Genomic DNA, 25,905 nt, shown 5'->3' on the forward strand with positions numbered 1-25,905 from the left:
CTCCTTACCACCGACGCTCAAGGCGCTTGCGAAGCCAGATGGCCAGTGCGTTCATGCTAACCAGAAATGCCAGCAACACCATAATGGCTGCTGACGCACGTTCTATAAAGGCGAGCTCCGGGCTGCCCGCCCACAGGAAGACCTGAACCGGGAGCACCGTCGCCGAATCGAAAAAGCCATCCGGAACATCAACGATGAACGCCACCATTCCGATCAGCAACAGCGGAGCAGTCTCGCCCAATGCCTGCGCCATACCGATAATGGAGCCGGTCAGCATTCCCGGCATGGCCAGCGGCAATACATGGTGCAGTACCACCTGCATTTTGGAGGCGCCAATACCTTCCGCAGCCTCCCTGATTGAGGGCGGCACGCTCTTGATGGCCGCCCGGCTGGAAATGATGATGGTTGGCAGTGTCATCAGCGTCAGTACAAGACCGCCCACCACCGGAACCGATCGGGGCATGCCAAACAGGTTGATGAACACCGCCAGGCCCAGCAAACCGAAGATAATCGACGGCACCGCAGCCAGGTTGTTGATGTTCACTTCGATAAAATCCGTGAGCTTGTTCTGGGGTGCAAACTCTTCCAGGTAAATGGCAGCCGCCACCCCGATGGGGAACGAGAGCAACAGTGTCACCAGCATGGTCAGCAAGGACCCGACGATCGCCCCAAGAATACCGGCGCGGGACGGATCACGGGAATCGCCGCTGCTAAAGAACACATCGTTGAAGGAGGTCTGCACAACCTCTTTTTCCACCAGTTGATCCACCCAGCGTTGTTGCCGGTCACTGAGCTTGATGGAATAGGCATCGTCACCTGCATGTTTCACGTAAACATCAACGTCGGTGTGAGCCAGAACAGTCAGTGTTTGGGTGGTTCCAAGCCACTCGGGGTTCTGCTCGAGCATGTCACGCAACTCATTGGACGCGTAGGGGTTCAACAGATCACGAACGGCGTCCCTATTCTCTTCCGTTGCGCCCGGCACCTGCTTGATCAGCGCCTGCAACAATGGCTCCACGAAATCCGCCATCTTTATCTGCTTTTTATCCGTGGCGTCGTCCAGGTACATCATTTCACCATCGAGTTCGACTTCCATGGTGATGGTGGTTTTGGTGAAGCCGGTATAGCCTTTGCCAATAATGTCGACAAACAGCACCACCAGGGCAGACAGCGCGATCGCAATCGCCAGTATGCCGTAGGCCCGGAACCGGCGTTCCTTGCGGTAACGCCGCTTGAGTGACTGGCGAACAATCTCCGCCTGTGAACGTTGATCAGTCATACTGTTCCCGATATTTGCGAACGATTTTCAGGGCCACCACATTCAGCAACAGGGTAGCGAGGAAGAGCATCGCGCCGAGGGCAAAGGCCGCCAGGGTCTTGGCGCTGTCGAATTCCTGGTCGCCGGTCAGCAAGGTGACAATCTGTACGGTCACCGTGGTAACGGTTTCCAGCGGGTTTGCCGTCAGATTCGCTGCGAGGCCCGCGGCCATGACCACGATCATGGTTTCACCAATGGCTCGGGAGACTGCCAACAGCACCCCGCCCATAATGCCGGGCAGTGCTGCCGGGAAAATCACCTTCTTCATGGTTTCCGACTGGGTCGCGCCCAGAGCCAGGGAGCCATCACGTAGGGTTTGCGGTACCGCGTTGATAACGTCGTCCGACAGTGAAGACACAAACGGAATGATCATAATGCCCATGACCCCACCAGCGGCGAGCGCACTCTGAGACGAGGCATCAATCCCCAACGAGGCTGCGAAGTTACTGATGAACGGCGCGACGGTAAGCGCCGCAAAGAAGCCGTAGACCACCGTCGGGATACCCGCCAGCATCTCAAGCAACGGTTTGACCACACCGCGCACTTTCCTATTGGCGTATTCCGAGAGATAAATCGCCGACAACAACCCCACCGGCACCGCAACCAGCATGGCAATCGCCGAAATCAGCAGCGTGCCGGTAAACAGCGGAATCATGCCAAAGGCGCCCTGAGCAGCGACCTGATCAGCGCGCAGTGCGGTTTGCGGGCTCCATTGGGAGCCAAAGATAAACTCGGTGAACGGAATCTTCTGGAAGAACCGGAAGGTTTCAAACGCGACAGAGAAGATGATTCCGATGGTGGTCAGAATCGCCAGGGCAGCACAGGCGAAGAACAACCACTTCAGGATCGACTCCACTTGCGTTCGGGCGTTCAGCGCCGGGCGAACACGCAACCATCCCAGGAACCCCGCCAGCACAGAGACGGACACCACCAGGGTGGTCATGAACATCCGGCTCTGTTCCCGGAGCGCCTTCAGCCGCTCCGCAGCCTCAACAATGGGTGCTTCCGCAAACCCCGGAGGCAGGCTACCGCTGGCCACGTTGCTGATCTTGCTCAACAGAAGACTCGCCTCGCCCTCGGACGCCGGCAACATTTCCTGTGGCAGGGAGCCGATAATCAGAGTCTGGATGACCTTTCCCTGAAACGCTGCCCAGAGCCCGAGCACCAGCAGCGCGGGGATACCGCACCACAAAGCCGCTCGCGCCCCATAATAGAAAGGCAGGGACTTGAGATGACGAATGCCCCCCATCGGCATCGCCAGTGACCGCGATCGGGCATAACCCAAGCCGTAGGCAACCATCGACAGCACGATGGTCAGTAAAAGCAGATTGGCCGGTTGCATGAAAATTCCCGTAACAAGCTAAAAAGGACCACAAGTGTAATCATTCGGAAAACGGGACGCACATGCCGCTTTCCAGACGTGCAAAAGGGCGCGAGCCTTTCAAAGACCCGCACCCTTGTCAGTCAACACCTTGTCGACTGGCTTACATCAGCTCTTCCTTGGCCAGGTTAGGCATGTTGGATGCCTTGTCCTGCAGCTTCATCAGCGCGTCGCGCGGAGGAACAATCAGGCCAACATCCTTCAGGTAGCCGTTCTTGCCCATGGCGCTAGGGCTCGCAAAGAACTCGGCGTATTCCGCGATACCCGGAACCACACCAACGTGGGCTTTCTTGACGTAGAAGAACAATGAACGGGCAACCGGGTACTCATCCGCAGCAATGGCTTCAGCCGTCGGTACCATGCCGTTCAGGGTCGCTGCCTGCAGGCGGTCAGCGTTCTCTTCCAGGAAGCTGTAGCCAAATACGCCATAAAGACCGTCGTCGTCGATCAGCTTCTGAACGATCAGGTTGTCGTTCTCACCGGCTTCGATGAACGCGCCATCTTCACGAACGCTCTGACATACGCCTTCCATGTCGTCTTCGCTCATGTTGGCAACGGCTGGCAGATCTTCACAACCACCCTGCAGGGCCAATTCGTTGAAGGAATCACGGGTACCGGAGGTCGGAGGCGGTCCCATCACACGAATGGCAACGTTTGGCAGGCTGGAGTCGATATCGCTCCACTTTTCATAGGGGTTGGCGACCAACTTGGTTTCGTCGTCCGGTGAAGGCACCTGCTTACCCAGGGCCAGGAACAGTTGCTCCAAAGTGATGTCCAGGTTATCCGCTTTCTGCGAGCTGGCAATCACGATGCCGTCTGAACCGATGCGGAATTCGGTGATGTCTTTAACGCCGTTTTTCTGGCAAAGATCGTACTCGGAGGTCTTCATGCGACGAGACGCATTGGTGATGTCCGGGTGCTGGGTGCCGATACCGGCGCAGAACAGCTTCAGACCGCCGCCAGAACCGGTCGACTCAAGCTTTGGAGTCGGGAAGTCAGTAGAAGAACCAAAACGCTCAGCCACAACAGTCGCGAATGGATAAACGGTAGAGGAACCGACGATGCTGATAGTGTCGCGTGCCATGGCAGGAGTCGACACGGCGGCAATGCTGCCTGCCAGTGCCACAGTTGTAAGGGCTGTTTTAAGTTTGATCACGTTGAGTCTCCATTTGTCACTTTGACTTTATGTACGGGTTTGCTTTACCGATGTGTGAACAATAAAGGCACTCTGTGACAACTTTGTTACAGCCTTTGAAATATAGAACAGGACGTTCAATTTTTCTTGCAGACGCCGTACAGGCCGCTAACATGCGGGGTACTAAAACAATTCCGGACTGACAAGGTTGAATCCATGACGGCGCTTGATGACGACAAACCCACACCCAGGGGCGAACTGGTAATCCAGGTAATCCCCCTTCCCTCCGACACCAACCCCAACGGCGATGTGTTCGCCGGCTGGCTTGTCAAACAGATGGACATTGCCGCGGCTACCATGGCAGGGCGCATTTCCCAGGGCCGTAACGCCACGGTCGCCATGGATCGAATGGAGTTCCTGTCGCCACTGCGGGTGGGCTCCCAGGTGGGCTGTTACGGTGAGCTGGTTGAGGTGGGCCGCAGTTCAATGAAAATCAACATTGAAGTCTGGACCCTGGACCGCACGGCCAAAGCCCCTCGCAAGGTGACCGAAGGGCTCTTCGTCTACGTCGCGATTGACGAACATGGCCGCATTCGCGAGGTGCCTGCACAAAACGGGTAAAAGGTTGGCACCGGTGGCTCAGGAGTTTCCCAACCGATCCAGCCGCAGGCGTTCGCGCTCATCAAATAGCCGGCGACCGCCCCAGGAGACCGCCATCACCGCCCCGAAGCCGGTACCGACGGTGATAATCAGCATCACCAGAATCTGATATTTAACCGCCACCGCCGGCGGGCTGCCTGCAAGAATCTGGCCCGTCATCATGCCCGGCAGGCTGACAATGCCCGCAGCAGCCATGGCGTTGATAGACGGCATCATGCCACTACGCATGGCATCCTTGCGGATATCCTCCAGTGCCTGGCGACAGGTCTGCCCCAGCATCAGGCGGTTCTCGATAACCGCCCGCTGGCGCCAGACCGACTCATTCAACCGATCCAGCGCAAGACTGATGCCCGTCATGGTGTTGCCCAGCATCATGCCCAACAAAGGAATGGCGTATTGCGGGGCATACCAGGGTTCAGGGCCAATCACCACCGTCAGTGCCAGGACCGTGACGGTAAAAGACGAGACAAACATCGCACCCGTGCCGATACCGAACGCCCACCAGCCCTGCAAACGCCGACTCTGGCGGGCCACCACTTCCCGGCCGGCGACCAGCAACATGACCAGAGCCAGCAGCGCAATCCAGTAGAACGCGGAGGACGCGAACAGGGCTTCCAGCACCAGCCCGATCAACACCAGTTGAATGACCGTGCGCAGTGCGGCGATCAACAGGCTTCGGGTGATGCCGAGCCGGGCGAGATAACCTGTCCCGGCCAGGGCAAGAATCAACAGGGCTGCCAGCCCCAGCTTCCACCACGCCAGATCAATCACTTCCATGGACGCGCTCCAGCGTGGTTCCCCGAATCCGGTAGTGGGTATCCGCTACACGATGAATCTGGCCGGGATCGTGAGCGACCCAGAGCACCGCGATCCGACGGCGCCGGATTTCTTCAAGCAGCCAGCTTTCAATCGCTTCCGTGCTGTCGTTATCCAGATTGGCGGTGGGTTCGTCCAGCAGCAGCGCCTCCGGCTCAAGCACCAGGGCGCGCCAGAGTGCAAGCCGCTGTCGTTCACCGGACGACAGCCGGCTCACCGACCAGCCCATTACTTCCGGCGGGAAACCCAGAGCTGAAGGCAGTCTCGAAGCGGCATCATCCGGAAAGTGCCCCCCCACTTCATCAAACCACCACTGACTCTCTGCTGGTACCATAACCACCCGGCTTCGCCAATGATGGGCGGGAACATCCAACTGGCCGGCACCACCCAGAGAAACCCTTCCGCCATGTGGCTCCAGGTCCGCCACGGCCCTCAGCAGACGACTCTTGCCACTGCCCGAGGGACCGGACAGGCATACAACCTGTCCATCCGCCACCGTCAGTGACGCATTATCCAGAGTGCCAACGCTAAGATTTTCAAGCACAAGATCTGTCAAAATAGCATCACCAGGGCCAGCCAAAGTTCATAACGGCTATACCATTGCACAGTGTCCTGCCGACAACCAGCCACACAGGCCACGGATGTATGAAGCTCCAATCTCTTTTCACGTTCACTCTGGCATATGCACTGATCGCCCCTCCGGTGATGGCGGACGTCAGCCTTGCGCCGTTTGCAGGTTTTCGCATGAGCAGTTCGGTGGATATCGAGACCGCCGGCGCCAGCACTTCAGACCAAATCGACTTCCGGGATTCCGCCAGCCAGGGGCTGGTGTTCAATTTTGATCTGCCGGAGGCCGGCAAACAGGGCGAACTGTATTTCGGACGACAGAAAACCTTGGCCAGGCTGGACAATGGTCTGTTCGCACCGGGCGTGGACTCCATCGACCTGACAATTTACCAGCTCCAGTTCGGCGGGCTGTATTTCCCGGGTGGCCAGAATCACGGTGGATTCGTCTCTGGTGTGTTGGGCATTACCCGGCTTGAACCGGACGACTCGAGGTACGAAACCCACCACCGGGCCGCCCTGTCTCTGGGTGGTGGCTATCAGTTCTTTCTGACTGAACAGCTGCGCCTGAGGCTGGACCTACGCGGTGTTTACACCGCCCTGAACTCGGGAGGTTCCGCATTCTGCTCAGGTGGCTGCGAGCTCAGGTTCGACAGCAGCGGCTACTTGCAGGTGGAAGCCGCCGCGGGGCTGGCCATTCGGTTCTGAGGCCCGCTCAGGCGGTTATTGACCGCCGCTCGGGCAACAACACCGACAGCAACGCTGCCATGGCCACCAGGCCCGACGATATCCACAAGCAGGCCTCCAGCCCCCAGGCCTGATAGACCCAGCCAGAGAGAATTGTGCCCAGTAACCGGCCGGCGGCATTGGACATATAATAGAAGCCCACATCCAGCGACACGCCATCGCCACGGGCATAGCTAACGATGAGATAGCTGTGGAGCGACGAGTTAACGGCAAACATCACGCCAAACAACAGCAGACCACCGACAATCACGATCTGGGGTGACCAACCGGCCGACAGACCAATGGCAATTGCTGCCGGAATCAGTGCCAGGGCTGCCGCCCAAAGTACAGCAGGCTGTTTTCTTTCCATGTTTCCGGTAATGCGCGGGGCAATGGTCTGGATAAAGCCATAGCCGATAATCCAGGTGGCCATGAATCCGCCCACTTTCCAGAAGTCCCAGCCAAAAACCGTATGCAGGTACACCGGCAGAGCCACCACAAACCACACATCCCGGGCGCCAAACAGAAACATTCGGGCAGCAGAGAGCACGTTGATGGCCCGGCTCTTGGACAGGATTTCGCGAAACTTCGGCTTTGCCTTGCTCTTGCCCAGGTCCTGCCCCAACAGAAAAAGGCTGGCCAGCCACACCACACTCAGGGCTACCGCCATGATAACGACCGCGCCTTGGAACCCAGCAGCCATCAGCAGGACTCCACCGAGGAAAAAGCCCACACCCTTCAGGGTGTTCTTGGAGCCGGTGAGTATGGCCACCCATTTGTAGAGGGTCCCCTGCTGCTCATCCGGTACCAGCAGTTTGATGCTGCTCTTGGCGGACATCTTGTTCAGGTCCTTGGCAATACCGGACAGCGCCTGGGCTGCCATCACCCAGGGCACGGTCAGCATGGCCGCCGGCACCGCCAGCATGGCAAGGGCAGCAATTTGCAGGAACAGCCCGATATTCATGGTGCGGTTCAGTCCCATGCGAGCGCCCAGATAGCCACCCACCAGGTTGGTCACCACCCCGAAAAACTCGTAGAAAATGAACAGCAGGGCGATTTCCAGCGGCGAATAGCCGAGCTGATGGAAATGCAGCACCACCAGCATCCGCAGGGCTCCGTCCGTCAGGGTGAAGGCCCAGTAGTTGCCGGTGATGACCAGGTACTGTCGGATGGCCGCGGACATATCAGGCAGAGCCTACCCGGCGCGCCAGTTCCGCAGTGCGGTTGGCGTAGCCCCATTCGTTGTCGTACCAGGCGTAGATTTTCACCTGGGTGCCATTCACCACCATGGTAGAGAGGGCGTCGACGATGGACGAGCGCGGGTCGGTCTGGTAATCAATGGACACCAGCGGGCGCTCTTCGTAGCCCAGAATGTTTTTCAGCTCGCCCTCAGCAGCCTCTTTCAGCAACCGGTTTACGGTATCGCGATCCGTGGGTGTTTCCACCTCGAATACGCAGTCGGTCAGCGAGGCATTCGTCAGTGGCACCCGAACGGCATGGCCATCCAGACGGCCCTTCAGCTCAGGAAATATTTCGATAATCGCGGTGGCGGACCCGGTGCTGGTTGGAATCAGGGAGCTGCCACAGGCGCGGGCCCGCCGAAGATCCTTATGGGGCGCATCGATGATGGTTTGGGTGTTGGTCAGGCTATGGATCGTCGTGATGGAACCATGCTTGATACCCAGCCTCTCGTGGATGACCTTCACCACCGGGGCCAGGCAGTTGGTGGTGCAGGAAGCAGCAGTGACAATACGGTCATTGGCCGGGTCAAAAACGCCGTCGTTCACACCCACCACAATGTTTTTGGCCCCTGCCTCTTTCACAGGAGCGGTCACCACCACACGCTTGACGCCCTGATCGAGATACGCCTGGAGCACATCCACTTTTTTCATCTTGCCGCTGGCTTCAATCACCAGATCACAGCCGGACCAGTCGGTCTCCTCAATGGTTTTATTGCGGGTGACGCGAACCGACTTGCCCTCGATAACGATACCGTCGCCGTTTACACTCGCTTCGTGATCCCAGCGGCCATGAATACTGTCGAAGTTCAGCAGATGCGCCAGCGTCTCGGCATCGGCGCCCGGATCGTTGATCGCTACAAATTCCATCTCCGGCCACTGCCAGGCTGCTCTGAGAGCCAGGCGACCGATTCGGCCGAATCCATTTATTCCGACTTTGATCTTGCTCATGATGTGCTCCAGAAAGCGTTATCCATTAAATACACTGCACAACCGGCCTGTCGGGCATGGCCGATAACCGCTCAAGTTCCGATGCAATCAGGGCGGGATTGCTATCGGCGGTTTCATCCAGAACCCGCGACAGCCACTGCGGCATCCGGGGATTCAGGGAATAGTACATCCACTGACCCTGGCGCTCTGCATCCAGCAGGCCCGCCTGCCGCAGGGTAGCCAGGTGCCGACTGGCCTTGGGCTGGGAAATATCGAGGGCGGCCGTGAGTTCACACACACACAGTTTCGCCTCCTGCCGAACCAGCATCAGCGCAGCCAGGCGAAGCTCGTCACCCAACGCCTTGAACACCGTCACCGGGTCAAAGCTCACCGGCTTCACGCCGGTTTCTTTCCTGTGCACCAGCGTAAACAGGCCAATACGCTCGCGGATTTCCTTGAGGGTCAATGCAAAGGTGGCGTGACGCCCGCTTGGCACTGGGTCCGGGAAGTCCCAGGCGATCTGCTGGGCAGGCTGACAGACATTGCCGCACTCGTTGGCGGCTTTTTCGCAAAGGGTGATCACATAATCCCAATGCTCACGTTCGACGCCTGCCAACGATTTACTCTGCAAACCATCGACGGAAAAGCCCGCCTCCGAGAGTACCTGAAGCGCCATTGGGTGAGGCTTGTCAGGCTCAGTGCCGGCACTCGCCACTTCAAACTGGTCACCAGCCATTTCCCGCAACAGGGCTTCCGCCATCAATGAGCGGGCACTGTTAGCGGTGCAAACGAACAAAACGCGACGCTTCATATGCAGATTCCCATATATTCGTTTTCATGCATATCTATTTTGTTGCATAATATCCGGAAGATTTTAACGAGTAAAGGACCCTTTCATTACAATGAGCGCCCATAACCTCCCCAATATCGACCGGGACCAGTTCCGCAAACCAACTGAAGAGCAAGTTTTTGCAACACCCCCTTCTTCACATCCGCCAAGGATACTGTTGCTGTACGGCTCACTGCGGGAGCGCTCGTTCAGCCGTCTAGCCGTTGAGGAAGCCGCTCGGTTGTTGCAAGCCATGGGTTCAGAAACCCGTGTATTCGACCCCCGCGGCCTGCCCCTCGCCGATGCCGAAGACGCGTCCCACCCCAAGGTTCAGGAATTGCGGGAGCTGGCCCAGTGGTCGGAAGGCATGGTGTGGTGCTCGCCAGAGCGCCACGGCGCGATGACCGGCATCATGAAAACCCAGATCGACTGGATTCCCCTATCCATCGGCGGCATGCGCCCGACTCAGGGCAAAACCCTGGCGGTGATGCAGGTGTGTGGAGGGTCCCAGTCATTCAATGCGGTGAACCAGTTGCGAGTACTCGGGCGCTGGATGCGGATGGTGACGATCCCCAACCAGTCGTCGGTACCCAAGGCGTTTACGGAATTCGATGAGCACGATCGTATGATGCCCTCCCCCTATTACAACCGCATCGTGGACGTGATGGAGGAACTGGTGAAGTTCACCCTGCTGATTCGGGACCGTAGCGATTACCTGACGGACCGCTATTCCGAGCGAGTGGAAAGCGCCGATGAAGTTTCAAAACGCGTCAATCAACGGTCCATGTAAGGGGTAGATCATGAGCGCCCATACGGAAGTGACTAACGAAGACACCAGCGGTGGCATGGATTTGTTCGGAAGGTTCCTGTCCATCTGGGTCGCCTTGGCCATCATCGCCGGCGTAACCCTCGGCCAACTGGCGCCCTCGGTACCGGAAACTCTGGCCCGCTTCGAATATGCTCAGGTGTCGATCCCTATCGCCATTCTGATCTGGGCCATGATCTTCCCGATGATGGCCCAGATCGATTTCAGCACGGTGGTGGGCGTGCGCAAGGAACCAAAAGGCCTCGCCATCACCACCATCGTGAACTGGCTGATCAAGCCGTTCACCATGTTCGCTATTGCCTGGTTTTTCCTGATGGTCGTGTTCGAGCCGCTGATCGCCCCCGGATTGGCAAATGAGTACCTGGCCGGAGCAATCCTCCTGGGCGCGGCACCCTGCACCGCCATGGTGTTTGTCTGGAGTTACCTCACCAAAGGCGATGCGGCCTATACCCTGGTGCAGGTGTCCCTGAACGACATCATCATGCTCTTCGCTTTTGCGCCTGTCGTGGTGTTACTGCTGGGCATCTCCGACATTCAGGTACCCTGGGACACGGTGATTCTATCTGTGGTGCTGTACATCATCATCCCACTGACCGCCGGCTACCTCACGCGCCGGGCCCTGATCTCAAGGCGGGGACAAGCCTGGTACGACGAGGTGTTCATGAAGCGCCTTGGGCCGGTCACCCCGGCAGCACTGATCGTCACCCTGGTACTGCTGTTTGCGTTCCAGGGCGAAGTTATCCTGAACAATCCGCTGCATATCGTGTTGATTGCCGTGCCGCTAATCCTGCAGACATTCCTGATCTTCTTCCTTGCCTATGGCTGGGCACGATTGTGGAAAGTCCGCCATTGCATCGCAGCACCCGGCGCCATGATTGGCGCCAGTAATTTCTTTGAACTTGCAGTAGCGGCGGCTATTGCCCTGTTCGGCCTTCAGTCGGGGGCGGCACTGGCAACGGTGGTGGGTGTTCTGGTTGAGGTTCCGTTGATGCTGGTTCTCGTTCGGATTGCCAATCAAACTCGGGGGCGGTTTCCGGCCTAGTTTGGGGCCGCTCAATAGGTCCACTTTTAAACAAAAGCGAACATTCGCACTGCACAAGATCTCCTAGCCTATGAAAAAAAGGCCCGGACAATTGCTTGTCCGGGCAAAGGAGAGCAACGCTCTCGTAGTGTGGAAATTAGGGGAAAAGCGTTAACTGAGTAGTTCCCTAGTAACTCCTTGCAACATCTCAAAGGCTGTTTGGTCACCCCCTGTCATTAGCGGTTTACTTTCTGAATGTTCGCTTTGCGACCGTAGCTTTAATTTGTGTCTCAGCCACTCAACCTGCGAATCATTTATGTATCAGACGCGCTGCTGATTAACGTTTTTTACCCTTGGTATTTCGCCTGTGCCACGCAGCCAATCGCTGGACGACCCTTTTCTGAGTTGTGCCGTTAAGTTCGACTCCTTAGCAGCATTCCGGAGGACAGCCGGAATTTCCAATGGCGTGAGAAACACCTGGCCAATAGGCGGACACACTTCAGTATCAATGGCTGACGAAAAAAGGGGTTAATTATCCTGCTGGCCACTCTTCTCCTTTTACACCATAATCATTTTGCAAGAATACTTGTCAGGTTTTTGTGCAATCACTCCATGATTATAAGTATACTTGCAATAAATACCTTGATGACCAATAATTCTGCAAGTATTCTTGCAATTTATGGTGGCCGCGTATGAGCCTTACCCTCCAAATTCACTGGGACAACCAGTGGCATGATGCCGGCGTTATCGAATTCAGAGACCCGGACCAAGGTCTCAGAGGCAACCCGACATTCTCTTATGACATTGAATACGCTCTGAAAGCCCTCGAGCGAATTGGAGATATTGACCATCAGGATTTAATTGACCGGACAGCTGTGGGAGTGAATCTGCCCTGCATTTTGGCTGGCGACTACATGAATGGTGAGATCGTCCCGATCTTAAGAGACATCATTCCTCAGGGCGCTGGTCGCCGACATTGGGTAAAAAGCCTTGGATATGACCGCGATCCCGAGCATCGAATCGATTACCAGCTCTTGTCTGAAGGGTGTATCGGTCCAGTTGGCAACCTGAGAATTAAAGAAGCGGCGGAAGTTTTCGAGTCTGAAGTTGCGAGGTCAGAGGTTGTCCTATTCGACCGTGAAGAAGTGTGTACCCGGGCCGATAGCCTTATCCAGTATGCTCACAACCTGCATGTGGCAATTGGCGGCGCAACGGGCGCTGGGGGTGACGCGCCCAAGCTTTTGTTGGTCGAAAACCATGATGGCATGTATGCGCTCGAGGGGACCATTCCCGACGAGGAGATTGCCCGGCACTGGCTGGTTAAATTTCCGAGGGGAAAGAGGACCCGCGACGATATCTGGGTACTTGAGGGCGAGGCCGCCGTTTACCAGTTCCTTGAGGAGCAGGGCTTTAACTCCATCACTGGGGCGACTTTCGATGACATCTACGGCGATGTTGCTCTTTGGTTACCGCGTTTTGACCGAGAAGTATGGCAAGAAGGCATCTTGCGTCATGGGATAGAGTCGGTTTATTCGATGATGGGCGTGATCGGCGATGGTGCTCGGCTGGATCACGTCGACGTGATCCGGAAACTCCAGAACTGTGTGACCAAGCCCGAGGACAAAGATGCTCTGCTCGCGGATTACCTGGTTCGAGATGTTTTGAACACCGCAACGGGTAATCGCGACAACCACGGTCGCAACACCTCATTGATTAAGCGAGGTCATGAAATTGAGTTGGCGCCGGCCTATGACATAGCCCCCATGGTGTTGGACCCTGAATCAATCGCGATGTCTACATGGTGGCCACATCACCTGCGGGACCAGCGGCGGAACCCAGATTATTCGCTAATTCTGGAGGAGCTTGCTGTTAATACCAAAGCAGCTGCGAGCATTATGGAAGGTGAGTTGCTGAAGCTGATGGACATGAAGGCCGGCTTAAAAAGGCATGGAGCTCCAGACGCCATGCTGAACCATATTGCGATCAGGATGAATGAGCCGGAATTGGTTCATGATCAGCTGGAACGCTTGCTGTATTCGAGCTGAGATATAGGGGTTATTAAGCATGCCTAAATTGAAGCGAACACCGCTAACGCCAAACGAACGGTCGCTGATTCGAGAGCAGACCTTTGCAGAGCTTGAAGCCGGAAAAATTCACCTGGGCCAGGCCCTTCGTCGATTTCGCCTGAAGTTTACAGGGTTGAACCAGAAGCAATTCGGAAGACTTACGGGGTTCTCTGCCACGACTATCTCTGCGATTGAGAGGGACCCAGAGTCGGGCACTGTTCGAACGCTCAATAAGATTCTTCGAAAGTTTGGTATGCAACTGACAATGGGGATGATTAATCGAAGCAGTGAAACTCAGCCAGTGAGTGCCTCCACGGCTGGGAATAAGGAACGTTTTCTCTCACCCAAGGAGGCAAAAGAAGCCATTGACCGGGCGGTCTCTGGTACCTGAATGATCGGACTGTTCGTGCTGAAAATGAAACGCCCTCATACATCGACTGAATGTTCGCTTTGCGACCAAGGCATACTCCGGGCACATAAAAAAAGCGAACATTTGCCTTTCGATGCTTTTCGACGTTAAAGCGGGAACCACCTACTGAGGTGAGAGTTTGGGGAAATAGGCTGGCTCAGCATGTTCCGGAACAGACCAAAGAAGTGGCGAGCGACTATCCTTTGGGTCTGCATCGACTAGCAAGCCTTGATCGCGAAGCTTTTTAAGCAGTCGCCGGGCAGTCCGATCATCACGCTCCCCAGTTAATGTCAGGGCATCAGACCTTGAGATCGATCCCTGAATGAACGCCTGATACAGAACCCATATAGAAGCGGGTTTCAGGTCATCCCTGCTCGCCACGAAGTCTTCGATTCGACGTTTCATCGATTTCAGATTCAGAAGTTCTGAAATGTAGCTGACTTGGTCAACGGAGGTGTCCAGAACGAAATGACAGAAGCGGGCCAGACCAAGCTCACTGAGCGGGCCTCTGCCATCGGTTTGGCCCTGCTGGACGGCGTCAGCTTGAGCCAAGTTGCTTTTGTACTTCTCGGAGTAAATCGCAAGCCCACGGCTCAAACACCAGACGCCCACGCTTTCCAGTCCGGCCGCCCGGAATGCCGCATCCGTCCAAAGACGAACAACTCGGCCATTGCCATCCAGGAATGGGTGGATCCAGAGGAATCGATGGTGTGCAGCTGCGATTGCGATCAGACGTCGATCACCTTGGTGTCTGACGCTTTTATATTCGTTGCAGAACTGCGTCATTAGCTGTTCCAGGTTTTCGGCGTCTGGTGGTATGTGCCGACCAACCTTTACCCCTCGATCCCTGAATTTTCCACCCTCAACCCAGGCGACTTCCCCCGTTTCATCCAGCTCGACCTTTTTAAGGTCGCTAGGCAAGTCCTTGTAGAATCGGCGATGCAGCTCTTTGATGAAGTCCACGGAAATAACTTCTTCCAGACTCCGATCCTCAGAAGCTATCCACGCTTGTACGTCGATGTGGGCAAGAGACTCAATCTGTTTGTCCCGAGCAACCGGATCGTCCTCAAAATTTCCCCGCTGGGCCTCGCGGATCTGGTGAGGAAGGGTTCGATTGCCTTCAATCAAATTGCTGTAATACGAGTTGATGACAGCCATGTGCCGGCGCAACGTATTAGCTGTCTCCGGCTCAAGCTGGCCGGCAACCTGAGCGGCCTTCCTGTTCAGGATGCTGGCCAGATCGAGAAGCCCCTCTTTCGTACAGGATTTCTCGTTTGGCGCAAAAGGCGCGGCACTCATCCAGGATGTCATCTGATACCTTAATTCGTGTGGTGATTCTGAGTTTCTGACCGGTAGTTTGTCCGGGTATTTGTCCGGTTTCCAGCAGCGACACAGAGCTCCCTCTGACGGCAATTTTTTTACTTGAAGCCAGTATAAATAGGCGCTGACACCATTTCCAGTTTTTGGGACTCAGTTTCATCGGGTCATATTTTCTGTTTTCCTGTCCGGCCAATTGACCGGCAATTTGTCCGGCAAAATTTTGTTTGGCTCTCTTAATCTTTTATGGAGGGAAAGATGCTCAACCGTTAAGCCAGAGCCAGATCAGAAAAGCCAGAAAGGCGATGCTGCCAATATGGCGAAGGCGGTGCCTTGGAACGCTAGCCCGATGCCAGTCCATTGCAGTCGACTCATCCGTTCGGAGCGTTCAAGAAACGGACTGGGATGACATCACTTGATCTGTTGCCCGAGGGCACGATTTGGGATCAGATCGCGTGCTGTTCTCCCCCAATTAGGACCGACTTCGACACGAACGTCCCGAGCCGTTACCTCCTCACCGCATTTGGAGCAAGTAGTCACCGGAGCCATGCGGTGCCCGCAGGTTTTATGAATGTGCACGAGGGGAACTCCACGCTCATCGGTCATGTACGTGTTGCCCCAATGCACCAGTGACATGATTACCGGGTGCAGGGCGAGTCCTTTTTCGGTCAGGCGGTATTCCTCTCGAAGTGGTTTTTCCTGATACGGAACTTTGGTCAGTACATCGTTCTCAACGAGCTTTTTCAGCCGGTCCGTTAATACATGACGGGTAATGCCAAGCCGGCTTTCGAACTGATCGAATCGACGTACTCCCAGAAAACAGTCCCGCAGGATAATGAGTGTCCAGCGATCACCGACAACAGCCAAGGCTCTGGCCACTGAACACGGCTCTTGATCCAGCTCTTCCCAACGCATGTCTTAACTCCTCGTGGATTCCGCCGTCATTTTAACTTGACAGGTTCCAAAAAGGAACTGACTATTAGCGAGTTCCAAAAAGGAACCCAAAGGTAGCAAAGGGCAAAGAGTTATGACAAATAACGAACAACAAGTGGCTGTCGTGATCGGTGCCGGCGATGCGACTGGTGGGGCGATTGCGCAGCGATTTGCCAGAGAAGGCTATGTGGTTGTTGCAACACGGCGTCATCAGGATGCGTTAGCTCCGCTCGTCAAGGAGATTGAAGAAAATGGCGGTCAGGCCATCGGGCTGGGGTGCGATGCTCGTGACGAAGAGGCTATGTGCGGTCTGTTCTCAAAAATTGAGTCGGAAATTGGTGACGTCGGTGTTGTGGTGTTCAACATCGGTGCCAATGTTCAGTTTCCGATTACCGAGACAACCGGACGTGTTTACCGAAAGGTGTGGGAAATGGCCGCATTCGCGGGATTCCTTGCTGGCAGGGAGGCGGCCAAAGTTATGCTGCCGCGGGGCCGGGGAACCATCATCTTCACGGGTGCTACGGCTTCCATGCGAGGCGGCCCAGGTTTTGCCGCGTTTGCCAGTGCCAAGTTCGCCTTGAGAGCCCTGGCTCAGAGTATGGCCAGAGAACTGGGGCCCAAAGGTATTCACGTGGCGCACTCAATCATCGACGGTGCGATTGATACAGCCTTCATCCGAGAAAACTTCCCAGATCGCTACGCGCTGAAAGCGCAGGGCGGAATCCTCGATCCCGACCATATTGCCGAACAGTATTGGCAGCTCCACAAGCAACCCAGAGACTGCTGGACCCATGAGCTGGACCTCCGGCCCTGGATGGAAACCTTTTAGGGAGTGACGCCATGACTCAAGTAATCGATTTCTATTTTGATGTGGGAAGCCCTGCCAGTTACCTGGCCTGGACACAACTGCCCACGCTGGTTCAAAGAACACACTCAGACATACGCTGGAAGCCCATGCTGCTGGGAGGCGTCTTCAAAGCTACCGGCAACCAGTCGCCGGCGATGAATCCAACGAAATCCCGTTACACACGCATGGATATGGAACGTTTCGCTCTGGCTTACGGTGTGCCCCTCAACTTCAACCCCCATTTCCCGATAAACACGCTGCTACTGATGCGGGGTGCTGTCGGCTTTTTGGGGGCTCAAGAGTTTCATCGGTATCTGGAAGTGGTGTTTCGCGCGATGTGGGTTGATCAGAAGAACATGAACGACCCCGAAGTCGCGGCTGACGTGCTGTACCAGGCAGGATTCAATCCCGACAAGGTGCTGGCTCTTTGTGAAGCCCCGTCCGTCAAGGCGGAACTCAAACAGTTCACCGAAGAAGCGGTGGAGCGTGGTATCTTTGGCGCTCCTACGTTTTTCGTTGGGGACGAGATGTTCTTCGGACAAGATCGAATGCCACAGTTGGAAAATCACCTTTCAGAGAGGCAGGGGGCAGAGTTTTGAACGCTTCCCCGGGCACCTATGATCGGTTGATCAATCCTGTCCTGATCGCCGGGTGCATCATCATTCTGGTCAGTTTTGCGGTTCGCGCATCGTTCGGGCTGTTCCAGTTGCCGATTGCCCTGGAGTTTCAATGGCCCAGGGAGTCGTTTTCACTCGCTATTGCGATTCAGAACCTGTTCTGGGGCATCGGGCAACCGATCTTTGGCGCATTCGCGGAACGCTATGGGGATCGAAAGGCGATTCTGGGCGGTGGCGCTTTTTACGTCGTCGGGCTGGTGTTGTCAGCATTTGCCATTACCCCTGGGCAACACCAGTTGCTGGAAATGCTGGTCGGTTTCGGCATTGCCGGTACGGGGTTTGGGGTCATCCTGGCAGTCGTCGGGCGTGCGGCTTCAGACAAACACCGATCGATGGCGCTCGGGATTGCAACGGCCGCAGGTTCTGCCGGCCAGATCGTCGGCCCACCCGTGGCAAACGCTCTCCTTAGCGAGATGCCCTGGCAGTCGGTTTTTATTGCCTGCGCAGGCTTTATCATGCTTTCCATGATGGCCTTGCTGCTCATGCGAGCACCGAAGCCACAGAAGCCCACGGGGGACGAAGAACCCATGGGTGTTGTCATCAAGCGTGCGGTGCGAGATCCGTCGTTCCTGTTTATTTTTATCGGTTTCTTTTCCTGCGGCTACCAACTGGCCTTTATCACTGCACACTTCCCGGCCTTCATTACGGAAATGTGCGGCCCGATTGCCCCGAACAGCTTACTCTACACACTCGGGGTGACATCGGCTTCCGGTCTTGGCGCCATTTCCATCGCACTGATTGGGTTGTTCAATATTGGCGGAACACTGTGCGCTGGTTGGCTGGGAAACAAGTACTCCCGAAAATACCTGCTGGCCAGCGTCTACCTGCTGAGAACGCTCGTTTCGGCGGCCTTTATCATGACGCCGATCACCCCGGAAACGGTGGTGCTGTTTTCCGTTGCCATGGGTTCGCTCTGGTTGGCCACGGTACCGCTGACATCGGGGTTGGTAGCTCATATCTACGGCCTGAAATACATGGGCACGCTCTACGGCCTGGTATTCTTCTCCCATCAGTTAGGCGGGTTTTTAGGTGTTTGGCTGGGCGGTGCAATGTATGACATCTACAACGACTACACCCTGGTTTGGTGGGTTGGCGTGGGAGTGGGAGCTATCTCAGCGGTCATTCACTTGCCGGTTAAGGAGTATCCTTGGTCCCAGCGAGACAAGACAGCGCTGGCCACTTGATCCAGCCTTGCCTCATTTATCTTTCTGAGAATGCTCGCAGCAGAGTCTCAAGTGGGCGACGATGGTTTTGGCAGCCAATTTCTTGGTTGAAAGCTATGGTTTAACCACCACCAGCGCAGGTACGGGATAGCCTTTAAACAAATTTGTGGAGCAATGGATGCCTGAAGATAAGCGACCTAAGATGGCTCGAACACTTCTTTGGAAAGGCCGCCGCGTGCCTGGGCCAACTCCCGAACTATCAGTTTTGGCAAACAAAGCTGACTCCCGATCTCAGCATGCCTCCAACGGCGCGTAGGCCAACACCAGCCACTTCGCCCCTTCATCAAAGTTCACCTGCACCCGGGTATGGTGACCACTGCCCTCGCTGTTCATCACAATACCCTCACCAAACTTGGGATGGCGTACCCGCTGGCCCAGGCTGAAACCCGTTCCAACGTCCGGCTCCTGGCTGAACAGGCCCTCATTGGGCCGGGCCATCATGGCTGGCCGGCTGACCGTGTTGCGCAGCCGCACTTCCTGGATGCAGTCACCGGGAATCTCGCGAACAAAGCGCGACAGCGCGTGGAATTTCTCCTGACCATACAAACGGCGGGATTCGGCGTAAGTAAGCACCAGCTTTTGCATGGCCCGGGTGATGCCCACATAAGCCAGGCGCCGCTCTTCTTCCATCCGCCCCGGCTCTTCCAGAGACATACTGTGAGGGAACAGGCCTTCCTCCACGCCCGCCAGGAACACCAACGGAAATTCCAGGCCCTTGGCAGAGTGCAAGGTCATCAGTTGGACGCAGTCTTCGTTGGCCTCCGCCTGGGCCTCGCCGGCATCCAGCGCCGCCTGGGCAATGAATTCCGATAGCGGGTCAACGCCCTCCTCCGCTTCGAAGTCCGACAGCGCGTTTACCAGTTCGTCCAGGTTCTCTGCCCGTGCCTGGCCTTTCTCACCCTTTTCGTTGGCGTGATAATCCCGGAGGCCACTGAGATCCAGAGTGCTCTTCATCAACCCGTGCAGGGAGGCGTCGTCCACCATCTCCGTCAGGCGTTCGATGATGCCCATGAAGGATTGCAGACCGGTTTTGGCGCGGCCCTTGACCTGCCCGGCTTCCAGCAATCGCTCGGCAGACTCCCACAAGGAGATACTGCGTTCAGTGGCGAACGCGCGCATATCCGCCAGGCTCTTGGCACCGATACCTCGAGCCGGGATATTCACCACCCGCTCGAAGGCCGCATCGTCCCGGCGATAGTGCACCAGACGCAGATAGGCGATGGCGTTGCGGATTTCCTGACGGTCATAGAATCGCAGGCCGCCATAAACCCGGTAAGGAATGCCCTGTCGGATCAGGGATTCTTCCAGCACCCTGGACTGGGCATTGGAACGATAGAGAATCGCCGACTCGCTGCGCAGGTTGCCCTCACTGACCCAACTGCTGATGGTGTCGGCGATGTAGTTGGCTTCATCCTGCTCGTTGAAAGCAGCATACAGGCTGATGGGCTCACCATCTTTTCCATCAGTCCACAGCTCCTTGCCCAAGCGCCCCTGATTGTTGGCGATGACCGCGTTGGCAGCTTTCAGAATCATCTGGGTAGAGCGGTAGTTCTGCTCCAGTCTCACCATGCGGGCGTTAGGAAAGTCCCGCTGGTACTGCTGGATGTTTTCGATTTTCGCGCCCCGCCAGCCGTAGATGGACTGGTCGTCGTCCCCCACCACCGTCAGCGGCACCCGGTTTCCCGCCAGGATCTGCAGCCAGGCGTATTGAATGGTGTTGGTGTCCTGGAACTCGTCCACCAGGATCTGCTGGAACCGGCTCTGGTAATGGCTCAACAACTCCGGGCGATGCAGCCAGAGTTCGTGGGAGCGCAGCAACAGCTCGCCGAAATCCACCAGCCCGTTGAGATTGCAGAGCTTCTCGTACTGGCGGTAAACCGTCAGCATGGTGCTGGTGAAATGGTCGCCGGGGTTTTCCTGGATGTGTTCCGCCCGCAGCCCCTCATCTTTCTGGCCGTTGATAAACCACTGGGCCTGCTTCGGCGGCCAGCGGCTTTCATCAATCTCAAGTTCACGCATCACGCGCTTGATCAGACGCAACTGGTCGTCGCTGTCCAGCACCTGGAAGTTCTCTGGAAGGCCGGCGTCCTGGTAGTGGGCCCTGAGCAACCGGTGGGCAATACCGTGAAACGTGCCAAACCAGAGACCTCGGGCCGGAATGTGCATCATCTGCTCGATGCGATAACGCATCTCCTTCGCCGCTTTGTTGGTGAAGGTCACCGCGAGGATGCCCGTCGGCGGTACTTTGTCCACCTGCATCAGCCAGGCAATCCGGTGCACCAGCACCCGGGTCTTGCCACTGCCCGCGCCAGCCAGCACCAGCAAATGATCGTTCTGGGCCGTCACCGCCTCACGTTGGGCGTCGTTCAGGGCGTCGATAATGTGGGAGACATCCATAGAGATCCGGTCGCTACTGGTTAAATGAACAGGTGCGGAATTATAACAGGAGAAAGGAGGGTTTGCCGGGTGGGGGTGTGTTGGGTTTACCGCACACATGTAAGGTGCCGATACAGAAAATGTGAACACTTTTTATGAAACTGGCGTCAACTTGGGTATACTCCCCGCCGCGGGTTGCCCGGAAGAACCTTCTGTTCCTCCGCTGGCCACCGTTTTCCCGCACCAAACAATTTGCAGGGGCAAGGAATAACTCCCCTGAAGCCAGGAAGGCGCCCGCATCTTGCGACCAGACATCAAAGGAGATGATGTACGATGTACTCCGTATACCGAAGCACTACCCGTTTTACCCCCCGTTTTGCCTTTACCGCCCTCGCACTGACCGCAACCCTGTCGTTACCGGCCATGGCTGATGATAGCGACCGGATTGACCAGTTGGAACAGCGGCTGGATTCCATGCAGAAGCAGATGACCGAATCCAGCCTGGAGAAGGTCCGCCTCAACGGCTTTTTCAGCACTGGTTATACCCGTGCCAACAACGATGCCGGTTACGACGAGGCAACGGAACAATCCGACCTTGAGACTCTCAGCCTGTTTGGCCTGCAGACCACCTTTGCCCTGGGCCGCAACACCGACGCGGTCATGCAGCTGGTGTCCCGTGGCAACGAGGATTGGGACACCGAACTGGAATGGGGCTACCTGCGCCACCAATTCGCCAATGGCTCCGAACTGAGAGCCGGTAAAATGCGCCTGCCGCTGTTCATGGAGTCCGAGACTCTGGAAATCGGCTATGGTCAACCCTGGGCTCGCCCGCCCGAGGCGGTCTACGACCCGGTGCCGGTCCGCAGCTACCTGGGTGCCGACGCGACCTACACGCTGAACCTTTCCAGTTCCTCTATCCAGGCCCGCGCTTTTGCCGGCCACCTGGACGACGATGCCGATTCCCTCGGCCGGAGCGTGAGCGTGGAACTGCGCAACATAACCGGCCTGACCGCCAACTGGACCAATTACCTGTGGACCTTCCGGGGCGTTTACGCCCGTGCGGAAGCCACCATCGGCGGAACACCACCGCTGGGTGACGAAGAGAAAACGGAATTCATGGGGTTGGGCCTGTCCTATGACGATGGCAGCTGGCTGTTGATGTCGGAACTGACACGGGTTGAAGTGGACGGCTTTTACCAGGACACGGACTCCGCCTACATCACTCTCGGCTATCGGATAAAAGAAGTCACTCCGTATGTCACCGCCTCCTGGGTCGAAAGCCAGGACAATTACGAGCGCGACGGCACTCCGCTTGAGGTGCTGGACGTACGCCGCCAGGCCTACAGCCTGGGATTCCGCTGGGACATGACCACCTCGGTTGCCATGAAGGTGGACTGGACCCACGCCCGGGGCTTTGGCAAGACCACCGGGGGCCTGATTGGCAACCAGCTGGATGCCCTGGCCGGCAATCCCGGCGGCCGATTCAACAGCACCGACGTATACACCGTCCGGCTTGATGCCGCATTCTGATCAGGAGGGACACCATGGCGATTCGACGCGTATCCCTGCCCGCATTGCTCATCGCGTTATGCCTGTTGAGCAGCGTCTCCCGGGCGGAACTGGTGATCATCGGCCACCACGGTGGCCCGGATTCGATCACCGTGCAGCAGGTGAAGGACATTTACCTGAACCGCAGCTCACGAATGCCTGACGGCCAGCGCGTGGTCGCATTCCAGCTTCCAGCGGGTAACAGCATGCGGGATGAGTTCAATGACCTGATCACCGAGCGCAATGACGCCTGGCTGAAGTCGTTCTGGTCGCGGCAGGTTCTGACCGGGAAGGGGCATCCGCCGAGGGAGGTATCCTCGGCGAACAGCATGAAGAGCGTGGTGTCATCCACCCTGGGTAGTATCGGCTATCTCGATTCCACCCTGGTGGACGACTCCGTGAAGGTCCTGTTGACGCCGGAACCCTAGAAACCGCGCGGGACGGTCTGGGCCTCAACGAATTCGAACAGGCCTTCCAGACCACCTTCGCGGCCGATGCCGGACGCCTTCATGCCACCGAACGGCGCTTCCGGCGTGGGGCCGGTACCGGTGTTCCAGCCGCAGTGTCCAAAGCGCAGCCCGGCGGCTACACGTTGGGCGCGTTCCGCATCTGCAGTAAACACATAGGAAGCCAGACCGAATTCGGTGTCGTTACCGGCATCGATGACTTCTTCCTCCGTGCGGAAGGTGGCCATGGGCACCAGCGGGCCGAAGGTTTCCTCACGGGAACAGCACATGTCCCGGGTAACGCCGGAAATGACCGTCGGCGGGAAGAACAGGTGGCCATCCCCCAGATCTGCCGGCTTCTTGCCAGCTACCAGCTCCCCGCCCCGTTCAAGGGCGTCTTCCACGTGGCGCTTCACTTTGTCGAACCCGGCCTTGTTGATCAGCGGGCCGAGGTCAACGTCTTCCGTCAAACCATTACCCACGGTCATGCGATTGACCCGGTCGGCAAGTTTCTGACCGAATTCATCCACCACTTTCTCGTGAACGAAAATCCGGTTGGCGCAGACACAGGTCTGTCCGCCACCCCGGAATTTGTTGGCGATCAGGTTATCGGCTGCGGCATCCAGGTCCGCATCGTCAAAGACAATAAACGGTGCGTTGCCACCCAACTCCAGGGCCAGCTTCTTCACCTGGTCGGCCGTATCCAGTATCAACTTGCGGCCCACTTCGGTAGAACCGGTGAAGCTGAGCATGGGCACGTCGGGGCTTTCGCACAGCACCTTGCCGATCACACTGGCCTTGCCCATCACCAGGTTGACCATGCCGTCTGGCAGATCGACGTGTTTGTCCATCAGCGCGAACAGCGCAATCATGGTCAGCGGCGTTTCGCTGGCCGGCTTGATCACCGACGGGCAACCGGCCGCCAGGGCGGCGGACAGCTTCTTGGCGATCATGCCAATGGGAAAGTTCCAGGGTGTGATGAGGCCAGTAACACCAATCGGGCGGTAGTGCACCGTCCAGGTACAGTCTTTCGGCTTTTCGGGAATGGTGTGAGCGTCCAGTGCCTGGATGTGTTTGGAGCAGTAATCGAAGAACCCGGCGGCGTAGTCCACTTCACCCTGCGCTTCCTTCAACGGCTTGCCGTGCTCCATACACAGGATACGGCCCACTTCCTCTTTATTGGCCTTGAGTGCATCACGAATATCTTCCAGCCACTTGCGACGGGTTTCGATGGAATAGGGGCTGGTTAAACGAAGCGCAGACTTGCCCGCTTCAACTGCCTTGTACACTTCGTTTTCGGACATCGATGCCACACTGGCAACCACCTCACCCGTGGCCGGGTTATAGACATCGAAGGTGTTACCGTCCGGCGACTCAGACCAGCGACCGCCGATGTAGCCAGTCAGCTTGGGAAGCAGTGGTGACTCGATCATCTCGGCTCCTTTCAACAATGTTCTCGGAATGTATGAATTGGGGTTTGCGTCAGTGTGATATGTCTCTCATAGTGGATGCAGAAACCGCCACTGTAAAGTCAGACCATGGTGTTTTGACCAGCGCCGGCGGGGGCCTATACTCGAACATGTCATTATCAGGAGGCAGGAACATGAAGGCGTTTTTTCATCCCTCGCAGGATCAGCATCTTCCCAAGACCTACTTCACCCGCGGCCAGATGCGTCAGCCCCAGGAAGTTCCTGATCGCACCGCTCAAATGCTGGAAGGTCTGAAGGCCATGGGCATTCCGGTATTGCAGCCGGCAGACCAGGGTGCCGGTGCGATTTCAAAGGTCCACGATCTGGGCTACCTGCGCTTTTTGGAGTCTGCCCACCGTCGTTGGTCGAAGATGGAAGACTGGGGTGACGAAGTGATTTCCAATATCTTCGTTCGGTCACCAAACGCCCTTAAAGGCATTCTGGCGGAAGCTGCCCGCTACCAAGCCGATGGTAGCTGCCCCATCGGAGCCAACACCTGGGATGCCGCCTATTGGTCGGCCCAGACAGCGCTGGGCGCCGCTGACGCCCTGGTTGCCGGCGAGCGCCACGCCTACGCGGTGTGTCGCCCACCAGGCCACCACGCCCGCAAGGATGCCGCCGGCGGCTTCTGCTACCTCAACAATGCCGCCATTGCCGCCGAACATTTGAAACCCCGTTATCCCAGGATCGCCATACTGGACACCGACATGCATCACGGCCAGGGCATCCAGGAAATCTTCTACGACCGCAGCGATGTTCTCTACGTGTCGATTCACGGTGACCCTACCAACTTCTATCCGGTGGTCAGTGGCTATGAAGACGAGCGCGGTGAAGGCGAGGGACTGGGCTACAACATCAACCTGCCGATGCCCCATGGCGCCTCGGAGGAAGATTTCTTCGCCAAACTCGATGAGGCACTGGCGGCCATCCGTCTGTTCCAGCCAGACGTGCTGATACTGACCCTGGGGTTCGACATCTACCACAACGACCCCCAGGCCAAGGTATCGGTTTCCTCCGAAGGCTTCTGTCGCCTGGGCTCTGACATCCGTCGCACCGGCCTGCCCACCCTGGTTGTGCAGGAAGGCGGTTACGATTTGGAAGCTCTGAGCGCCAACGTGCAGCAGTTCTTTAAGGGACTGGAAGGGTAGGC

At 56.9% G+C, this 25,905-nt stretch carries 24 protein-coding genes; 12 read left to right on the forward strand and 12 right to left on the reverse strand.

All coding sequences use genetic code 11. From position 1 onward, the window contains the following. Positions 1-4 precede the first annotated feature (4 nt). From pstA to AAGD24_RS18340, 3 genes are all read right to left on the reverse strand, one after another. Positions 5-1,279 carry a phosphate ABC transporter permease PstA gene (pstA, locus tag AAGD24_RS18330; RefSeq protein WP_379865865.1) on the reverse strand — a complete coding sequence of 425 codons (1,275 nt, stop codon included), beginning with the start codon at positions 1,277-1,279 and terminating at the stop codon, positions 5-7. After that, on the reverse strand, positions 1,272-2,660 hold the full coding sequence (pstC, locus tag AAGD24_RS18335; RefSeq protein ID WP_007153892.1) for a phosphate ABC transporter permease subunit PstC: 1,389 nt from the start codon (positions 2,658-2,660) through the stop codon (positions 1,272-1,274). The genes pstA and pstC overlap by 8 nt, the downstream gene beginning before the upstream one ends. Positions 2,661-2,802: 142 nt before the next feature. After that, on the reverse strand, positions 2,803-3,855 hold the full coding sequence (locus AAGD24_RS18340) for a substrate-binding domain-containing protein (protein WP_379865867.1): 1,053 nt from the start codon (positions 3,853-3,855) through the stop codon (positions 2,803-2,805). 195 nt (positions 3,856-4,050) lie between these two features. Between AAGD24_RS18340 and AAGD24_RS18345 the strand changes: the two genes are divergently transcribed. Beyond that, positions 4,051-4,455 carry an acyl-CoA thioesterase gene (locus AAGD24_RS18345; protein ID WP_007153890.1) on the forward strand — a complete coding sequence of 135 codons (405 nt, stop codon included), beginning with the start codon at positions 4,051-4,053 and terminating at the stop codon, positions 4,453-4,455. An 18-nt stretch (positions 4,456-4,473) separates the two neighbouring features. Here the strand turns inward: AAGD24_RS18345 and AAGD24_RS18350 are convergent, their stop codons facing one another. Both AAGD24_RS18350 and AAGD24_RS18355 read right to left on the reverse strand, forming a co-directional pair. After that, positions 4,474-5,271, reverse strand: a complete 798-nt coding sequence (locus tag AAGD24_RS18350) for an ABC transporter permease (protein WP_379865870.1) — start codon at positions 5,269-5,271, stop codon at positions 4,474-4,476. After that, positions 5,258-5,866 (reverse strand): ATP-binding cassette domain-containing protein, encoded by a 609-nt coding sequence (locus AAGD24_RS18355; RefSeq protein ID WP_379865872.1) that lies wholly within the window; start codon positions 5,864-5,866, stop codon positions 5,258-5,260. Before AAGD24_RS18355 ends, AAGD24_RS18350 begins: the two co-directional genes overlap by 14 nt. 89 nt (positions 5,867-5,955) lie before the next feature. Between AAGD24_RS18355 and AAGD24_RS18360 the strand changes: the two genes are divergently transcribed. Continuing rightward, entirely contained in the window at positions 5,956-6,582 is a 627-nt protein-coding gene (locus AAGD24_RS18360) for a hypothetical protein (RefSeq protein WP_379865874.1), read from the forward strand. A gap of 7 nt (positions 6,583-6,589) precedes the next feature. On the opposite strand, the gene arsJ is transcribed toward AAGD24_RS18360, so the two are convergent. Genes arsJ through AAGD24_RS18375 form a run of 3 tightly spaced genes read right to left on the reverse strand, consistent with a single transcriptional unit; the run spans position 6,590 to position 9,579 of the window. Then, positions 6,590-7,783, reverse strand: a complete 1,194-nt coding sequence (gene arsJ / locus AAGD24_RS18365) for an organoarsenical effux MFS transporter ArsJ (protein WP_379865876.1) — start codon at positions 7,781-7,783, stop codon at positions 6,590-6,592. Position 7,784: 1 nt separating this feature from the next. Next, positions 7,785-8,789 carry an ArsJ-associated glyceraldehyde-3-phosphate dehydrogenase gene (locus AAGD24_RS18370; RefSeq protein ID WP_379865878.1) on the reverse strand — a complete coding sequence of 335 codons (1,005 nt, stop codon included), beginning with the start codon at positions 8,787-8,789 and terminating at the stop codon, positions 7,785-7,787. A gap of 25 nt (positions 8,790-8,814) precedes the next feature. Beyond that, positions 8,815-9,579 carry a metalloregulator ArsR/SmtB family transcription factor gene (locus AAGD24_RS18375; RefSeq protein WP_379865880.1) on the reverse strand — a complete coding sequence of 255 codons (765 nt, stop codon included), beginning with the start codon at positions 9,577-9,579 and terminating at the stop codon, positions 8,815-8,817. Positions 9,580-9,670: 91 nt separating this feature from the next. Between AAGD24_RS18375 and arsH the strand changes: the two genes are divergently transcribed. The 4 genes from arsH to AAGD24_RS18395 all read left to right on the forward strand — a co-directional run bounded on the left by arsH (position 9,671) and on the right by AAGD24_RS18395 (position 13,901). Beyond that, entirely contained in the window at positions 9,671-10,387 is a 717-nt protein-coding gene (gene arsH / locus AAGD24_RS18380) for an arsenical resistance protein ArsH (protein WP_007153885.1), read from the forward strand. Between the two features lie 10 nt (positions 10,388-10,397). Next, the gene (gene arsB / locus AAGD24_RS18385) at positions 10,398-11,465 is read left to right on the forward strand and encodes an ACR3 family arsenite efflux transporter (RefSeq protein WP_379865882.1); all 1,068 of its coding nucleotides are present in this window, start codon (positions 10,398-10,400) and stop codon (positions 11,463-11,465) included. A 671-nt stretch (positions 11,466-12,136) separates the two neighbouring features. Then, positions 12,137-13,489, forward strand: coding sequence for a type II toxin-antitoxin system HipA family toxin (locus AAGD24_RS18390; RefSeq protein ID WP_379865884.1), 1,353 nt, complete (start codon positions 12,137-12,139; stop codon positions 13,487-13,489). 19 nt (positions 13,490-13,508) lie between these two features. Next, positions 13,509-13,901, forward strand: coding sequence for a helix-turn-helix domain-containing protein (locus tag AAGD24_RS18395; RefSeq protein ID WP_007153839.1), 393 nt, complete (start codon positions 13,509-13,511; stop codon positions 13,899-13,901). Positions 13,902-14,042: 141 nt separating this feature from the next. Here the strand turns inward: AAGD24_RS18395 and AAGD24_RS18400 are convergent, their stop codons facing one another. Further along, entirely contained in the window at positions 14,043-15,230 is a 1,188-nt protein-coding gene (locus AAGD24_RS18400) for a Fic family protein (RefSeq protein ID WP_379865885.1), read from the reverse strand. A gap of 417 nt (positions 15,231-15,647) precedes the next feature. After that, positions 15,648-16,151, reverse strand: a complete 504-nt coding sequence (locus AAGD24_RS18405) for a winged helix-turn-helix transcriptional regulator (RefSeq protein ID WP_379865886.1) — start codon at positions 16,149-16,151, stop codon at positions 15,648-15,650. Positions 16,152-16,263: 112 nt separating this feature from the next. On the opposite strand from AAGD24_RS18405, the gene AAGD24_RS18410 reads away from it, so the two are divergent. From AAGD24_RS18410 to AAGD24_RS18420, 3 genes are read left to right on the forward strand one after another with little or no spacing between them, the layout of a single operon-like run. Further along, positions 16,264-16,998, forward strand: coding sequence for an SDR family oxidoreductase (locus tag AAGD24_RS18410; protein WP_379865888.1), 735 nt, complete (start codon positions 16,264-16,266; stop codon positions 16,996-16,998). Positions 16,999-17,009: 11 nt separating this feature from the next. Then, positions 17,010-17,615, forward strand: coding sequence for a 2-hydroxychromene-2-carboxylate isomerase (locus AAGD24_RS18415; protein WP_379865889.1), 606 nt, complete (start codon positions 17,010-17,012; stop codon positions 17,613-17,615). After that, positions 17,612-18,877: an MFS transporter gene (locus AAGD24_RS18420; protein ID WP_007153834.1), complete on the forward strand. Its 1,266-nt coding sequence runs from the start codon at positions 17,612-17,614 to the stop codon at positions 18,875-18,877. Before AAGD24_RS18415 ends, AAGD24_RS18420 begins: the two co-directional genes overlap by 4 nt. A gap of 270 nt (positions 18,878-19,147) precedes the next feature. On the opposite strand, the gene uvrD is transcribed toward AAGD24_RS18420, so the two are convergent. After that, a complete protein-coding gene (gene uvrD, locus AAGD24_RS18425) occupies positions 19,148-21,313 on the reverse strand; it encodes a DNA helicase II (protein ID WP_379865891.1) in 2,166 nt (721 codons plus the stop codon). Between the two features lie 312 nt (positions 21,314-21,625). Here uvrD and AAGD24_RS18430 point away from each other — a divergent pair, with 312 nt between their 5' ends. Then, positions 21,626-22,822, forward strand: coding sequence for a hypothetical protein (locus tag AAGD24_RS18430; RefSeq protein ID WP_379865893.1), 1,197 nt, complete (start codon positions 21,626-21,628; stop codon positions 22,820-22,822). 14 nt (positions 22,823-22,836) lie between these two features. Then, entirely contained in the window at positions 22,837-23,268 is a 432-nt protein-coding gene (locus tag AAGD24_RS18435; RefSeq protein WP_007153831.1) for a hypothetical protein, read from the forward strand. Here the strand turns inward: AAGD24_RS18435 and AAGD24_RS18440 are convergent. Next, complete coding sequence (locus AAGD24_RS18440) at positions 23,265-24,719, reverse strand: NAD-dependent succinate-semialdehyde dehydrogenase (RefSeq protein ID WP_379865895.1); 1,455 nt, start codon at positions 24,717-24,719, stop codon at positions 23,265-23,267. The genes AAGD24_RS18435 and AAGD24_RS18440 overlap by 4 nt on opposite strands. Positions 24,720-24,889: 170 nt before the next feature. Here AAGD24_RS18440 and AAGD24_RS18445 point away from each other — a divergent pair, with 170 nt between their 5' ends. After that, positions 24,890-25,903, forward strand: a complete 1,014-nt coding sequence (locus tag AAGD24_RS18445) for a histone deacetylase family protein (protein ID WP_379865896.1) — start codon at positions 24,890-24,892, stop codon at positions 25,901-25,903. Positions 25,904-25,905: the final 2 nt, after the last annotated feature.

It is taken from the genome of Marinobacter sp. M5B (assembly GCF_042604615.1).
Taxonomy (GTDB): Bacteria; Pseudomonadota; Gammaproteobacteria; order Pseudomonadales; family Oleiphilaceae; genus Marinobacter; species Marinobacter salarius.

What these genes read in the sequence shown, in the direction of transcription:
- pstA (WP_379865865.1), bottom strand. Translation starts at nt 1,279, where the DNA reads ATGACTGATCAACGTTCACAGGCGGAGATTGTTCGCCAGTCACTCAAG.
- pstC (WP_007153892.1), bottom strand. Translation starts at nt 2,660, where the DNA reads ATGCAACCGGCCAATCTGCTTTTACTGACCATCGTGCTGTCGATGGTT.
- AAGD24_RS18345 (WP_007153890.1), top strand. Translation starts at nt 4,051, where the DNA reads ATGACGGCGCTTGATGACGACAAACCCACACCCAGGGGCGAACTGGTA.
- AAGD24_RS18350 (WP_379865870.1), bottom strand. Translation starts at nt 5,271, where the DNA reads ATGGAAGTGATTGATCTGGCGTGGTGGAAGCTGGGGCTGGCAGCCCTG.
- AAGD24_RS18360 (WP_379865874.1), top strand. Translation starts at nt 5,956, where the DNA reads ATGAAGCTCCAATCTCTTTTCACGTTCACTCTGGCATATGCACTGATC.
- arsJ (WP_379865876.1), bottom strand. Translation starts at nt 7,783, where the DNA reads ATGTCCGCGGCCATCCGACAGTACCTGGTCATCACCGGCAACTACTGG.
- AAGD24_RS18370 (WP_379865878.1), bottom strand. Translation starts at nt 8,789, where the DNA reads ATGAGCAAGATCAAAGTCGGAATAAATGGATTCGGCCGAATCGGTCGC.
- AAGD24_RS18375 (WP_379865880.1), bottom strand. Translation starts at nt 9,579, where the DNA reads ATGAAGCGTCGCGTTTTGTTCGTTTGCACCGCTAACAGTGCCCGCTCA.
- arsH (WP_007153885.1), top strand. Translation starts at nt 9,671, where the DNA reads ATGAGCGCCCATAACCTCCCCAATATCGACCGGGACCAGTTCCGCAAA.
- arsB (WP_379865882.1), top strand. Translation starts at nt 10,398, where the DNA reads ATGAGCGCCCATACGGAAGTGACTAACGAAGACACCAGCGGTGGCATG.
- AAGD24_RS18390 (WP_379865884.1), top strand. Translation starts at nt 12,137, where the DNA reads ATGAGCCTTACCCTCCAAATTCACTGGGACAACCAGTGGCATGATGCC.
- AAGD24_RS18395 (WP_007153839.1), top strand. Translation starts at nt 13,509, where the DNA reads ATGCCTAAATTGAAGCGAACACCGCTAACGCCAAACGAACGGTCGCTG.
- AAGD24_RS18400 (WP_379865885.1), bottom strand. Translation starts at nt 15,230, where the DNA reads ATGACATCCTGGATGAGTGCCGCGCCTTTTGCGCCAAACGAGAAATCC.
- AAGD24_RS18405 (WP_379865886.1), bottom strand. Translation starts at nt 16,151, where the DNA reads ATGCGTTGGGAAGAGCTGGATCAAGAGCCGTGTTCAGTGGCCAGAGCC.
- AAGD24_RS18410 (WP_379865888.1), top strand. Translation starts at nt 16,264, where the DNA reads ATGACAAATAACGAACAACAAGTGGCTGTCGTGATCGGTGCCGGCGAT.
- AAGD24_RS18415 (WP_379865889.1), top strand. Translation starts at nt 17,010, where the DNA reads ATGACTCAAGTAATCGATTTCTATTTTGATGTGGGAAGCCCTGCCAGT.
- uvrD (WP_379865891.1), bottom strand. Translation starts at nt 21,313, where the DNA reads ATGGATGTCTCCCACATTATCGACGCCCTGAACGACGCCCAACGTGAG.
- AAGD24_RS18430 (WP_379865893.1), top strand. Translation starts at nt 21,626, where the DNA reads ATGTACTCCGTATACCGAAGCACTACCCGTTTTACCCCCCGTTTTGCC.
- AAGD24_RS18435 (WP_007153831.1), top strand. Translation starts at nt 22,837, where the DNA reads ATGGCGATTCGACGCGTATCCCTGCCCGCATTGCTCATCGCGTTATGC.
- AAGD24_RS18440 (WP_379865895.1), bottom strand. Translation starts at nt 24,719, where the DNA reads ATGATCGAGTCACCACTGCTTCCCAAGCTGACTGGCTACATCGGCGGT.
- AAGD24_RS18445 (WP_379865896.1), top strand. Translation starts at nt 24,890, where the DNA reads ATGAAGGCGTTTTTTCATCCCTCGCAGGATCAGCATCTTCCCAAGACC.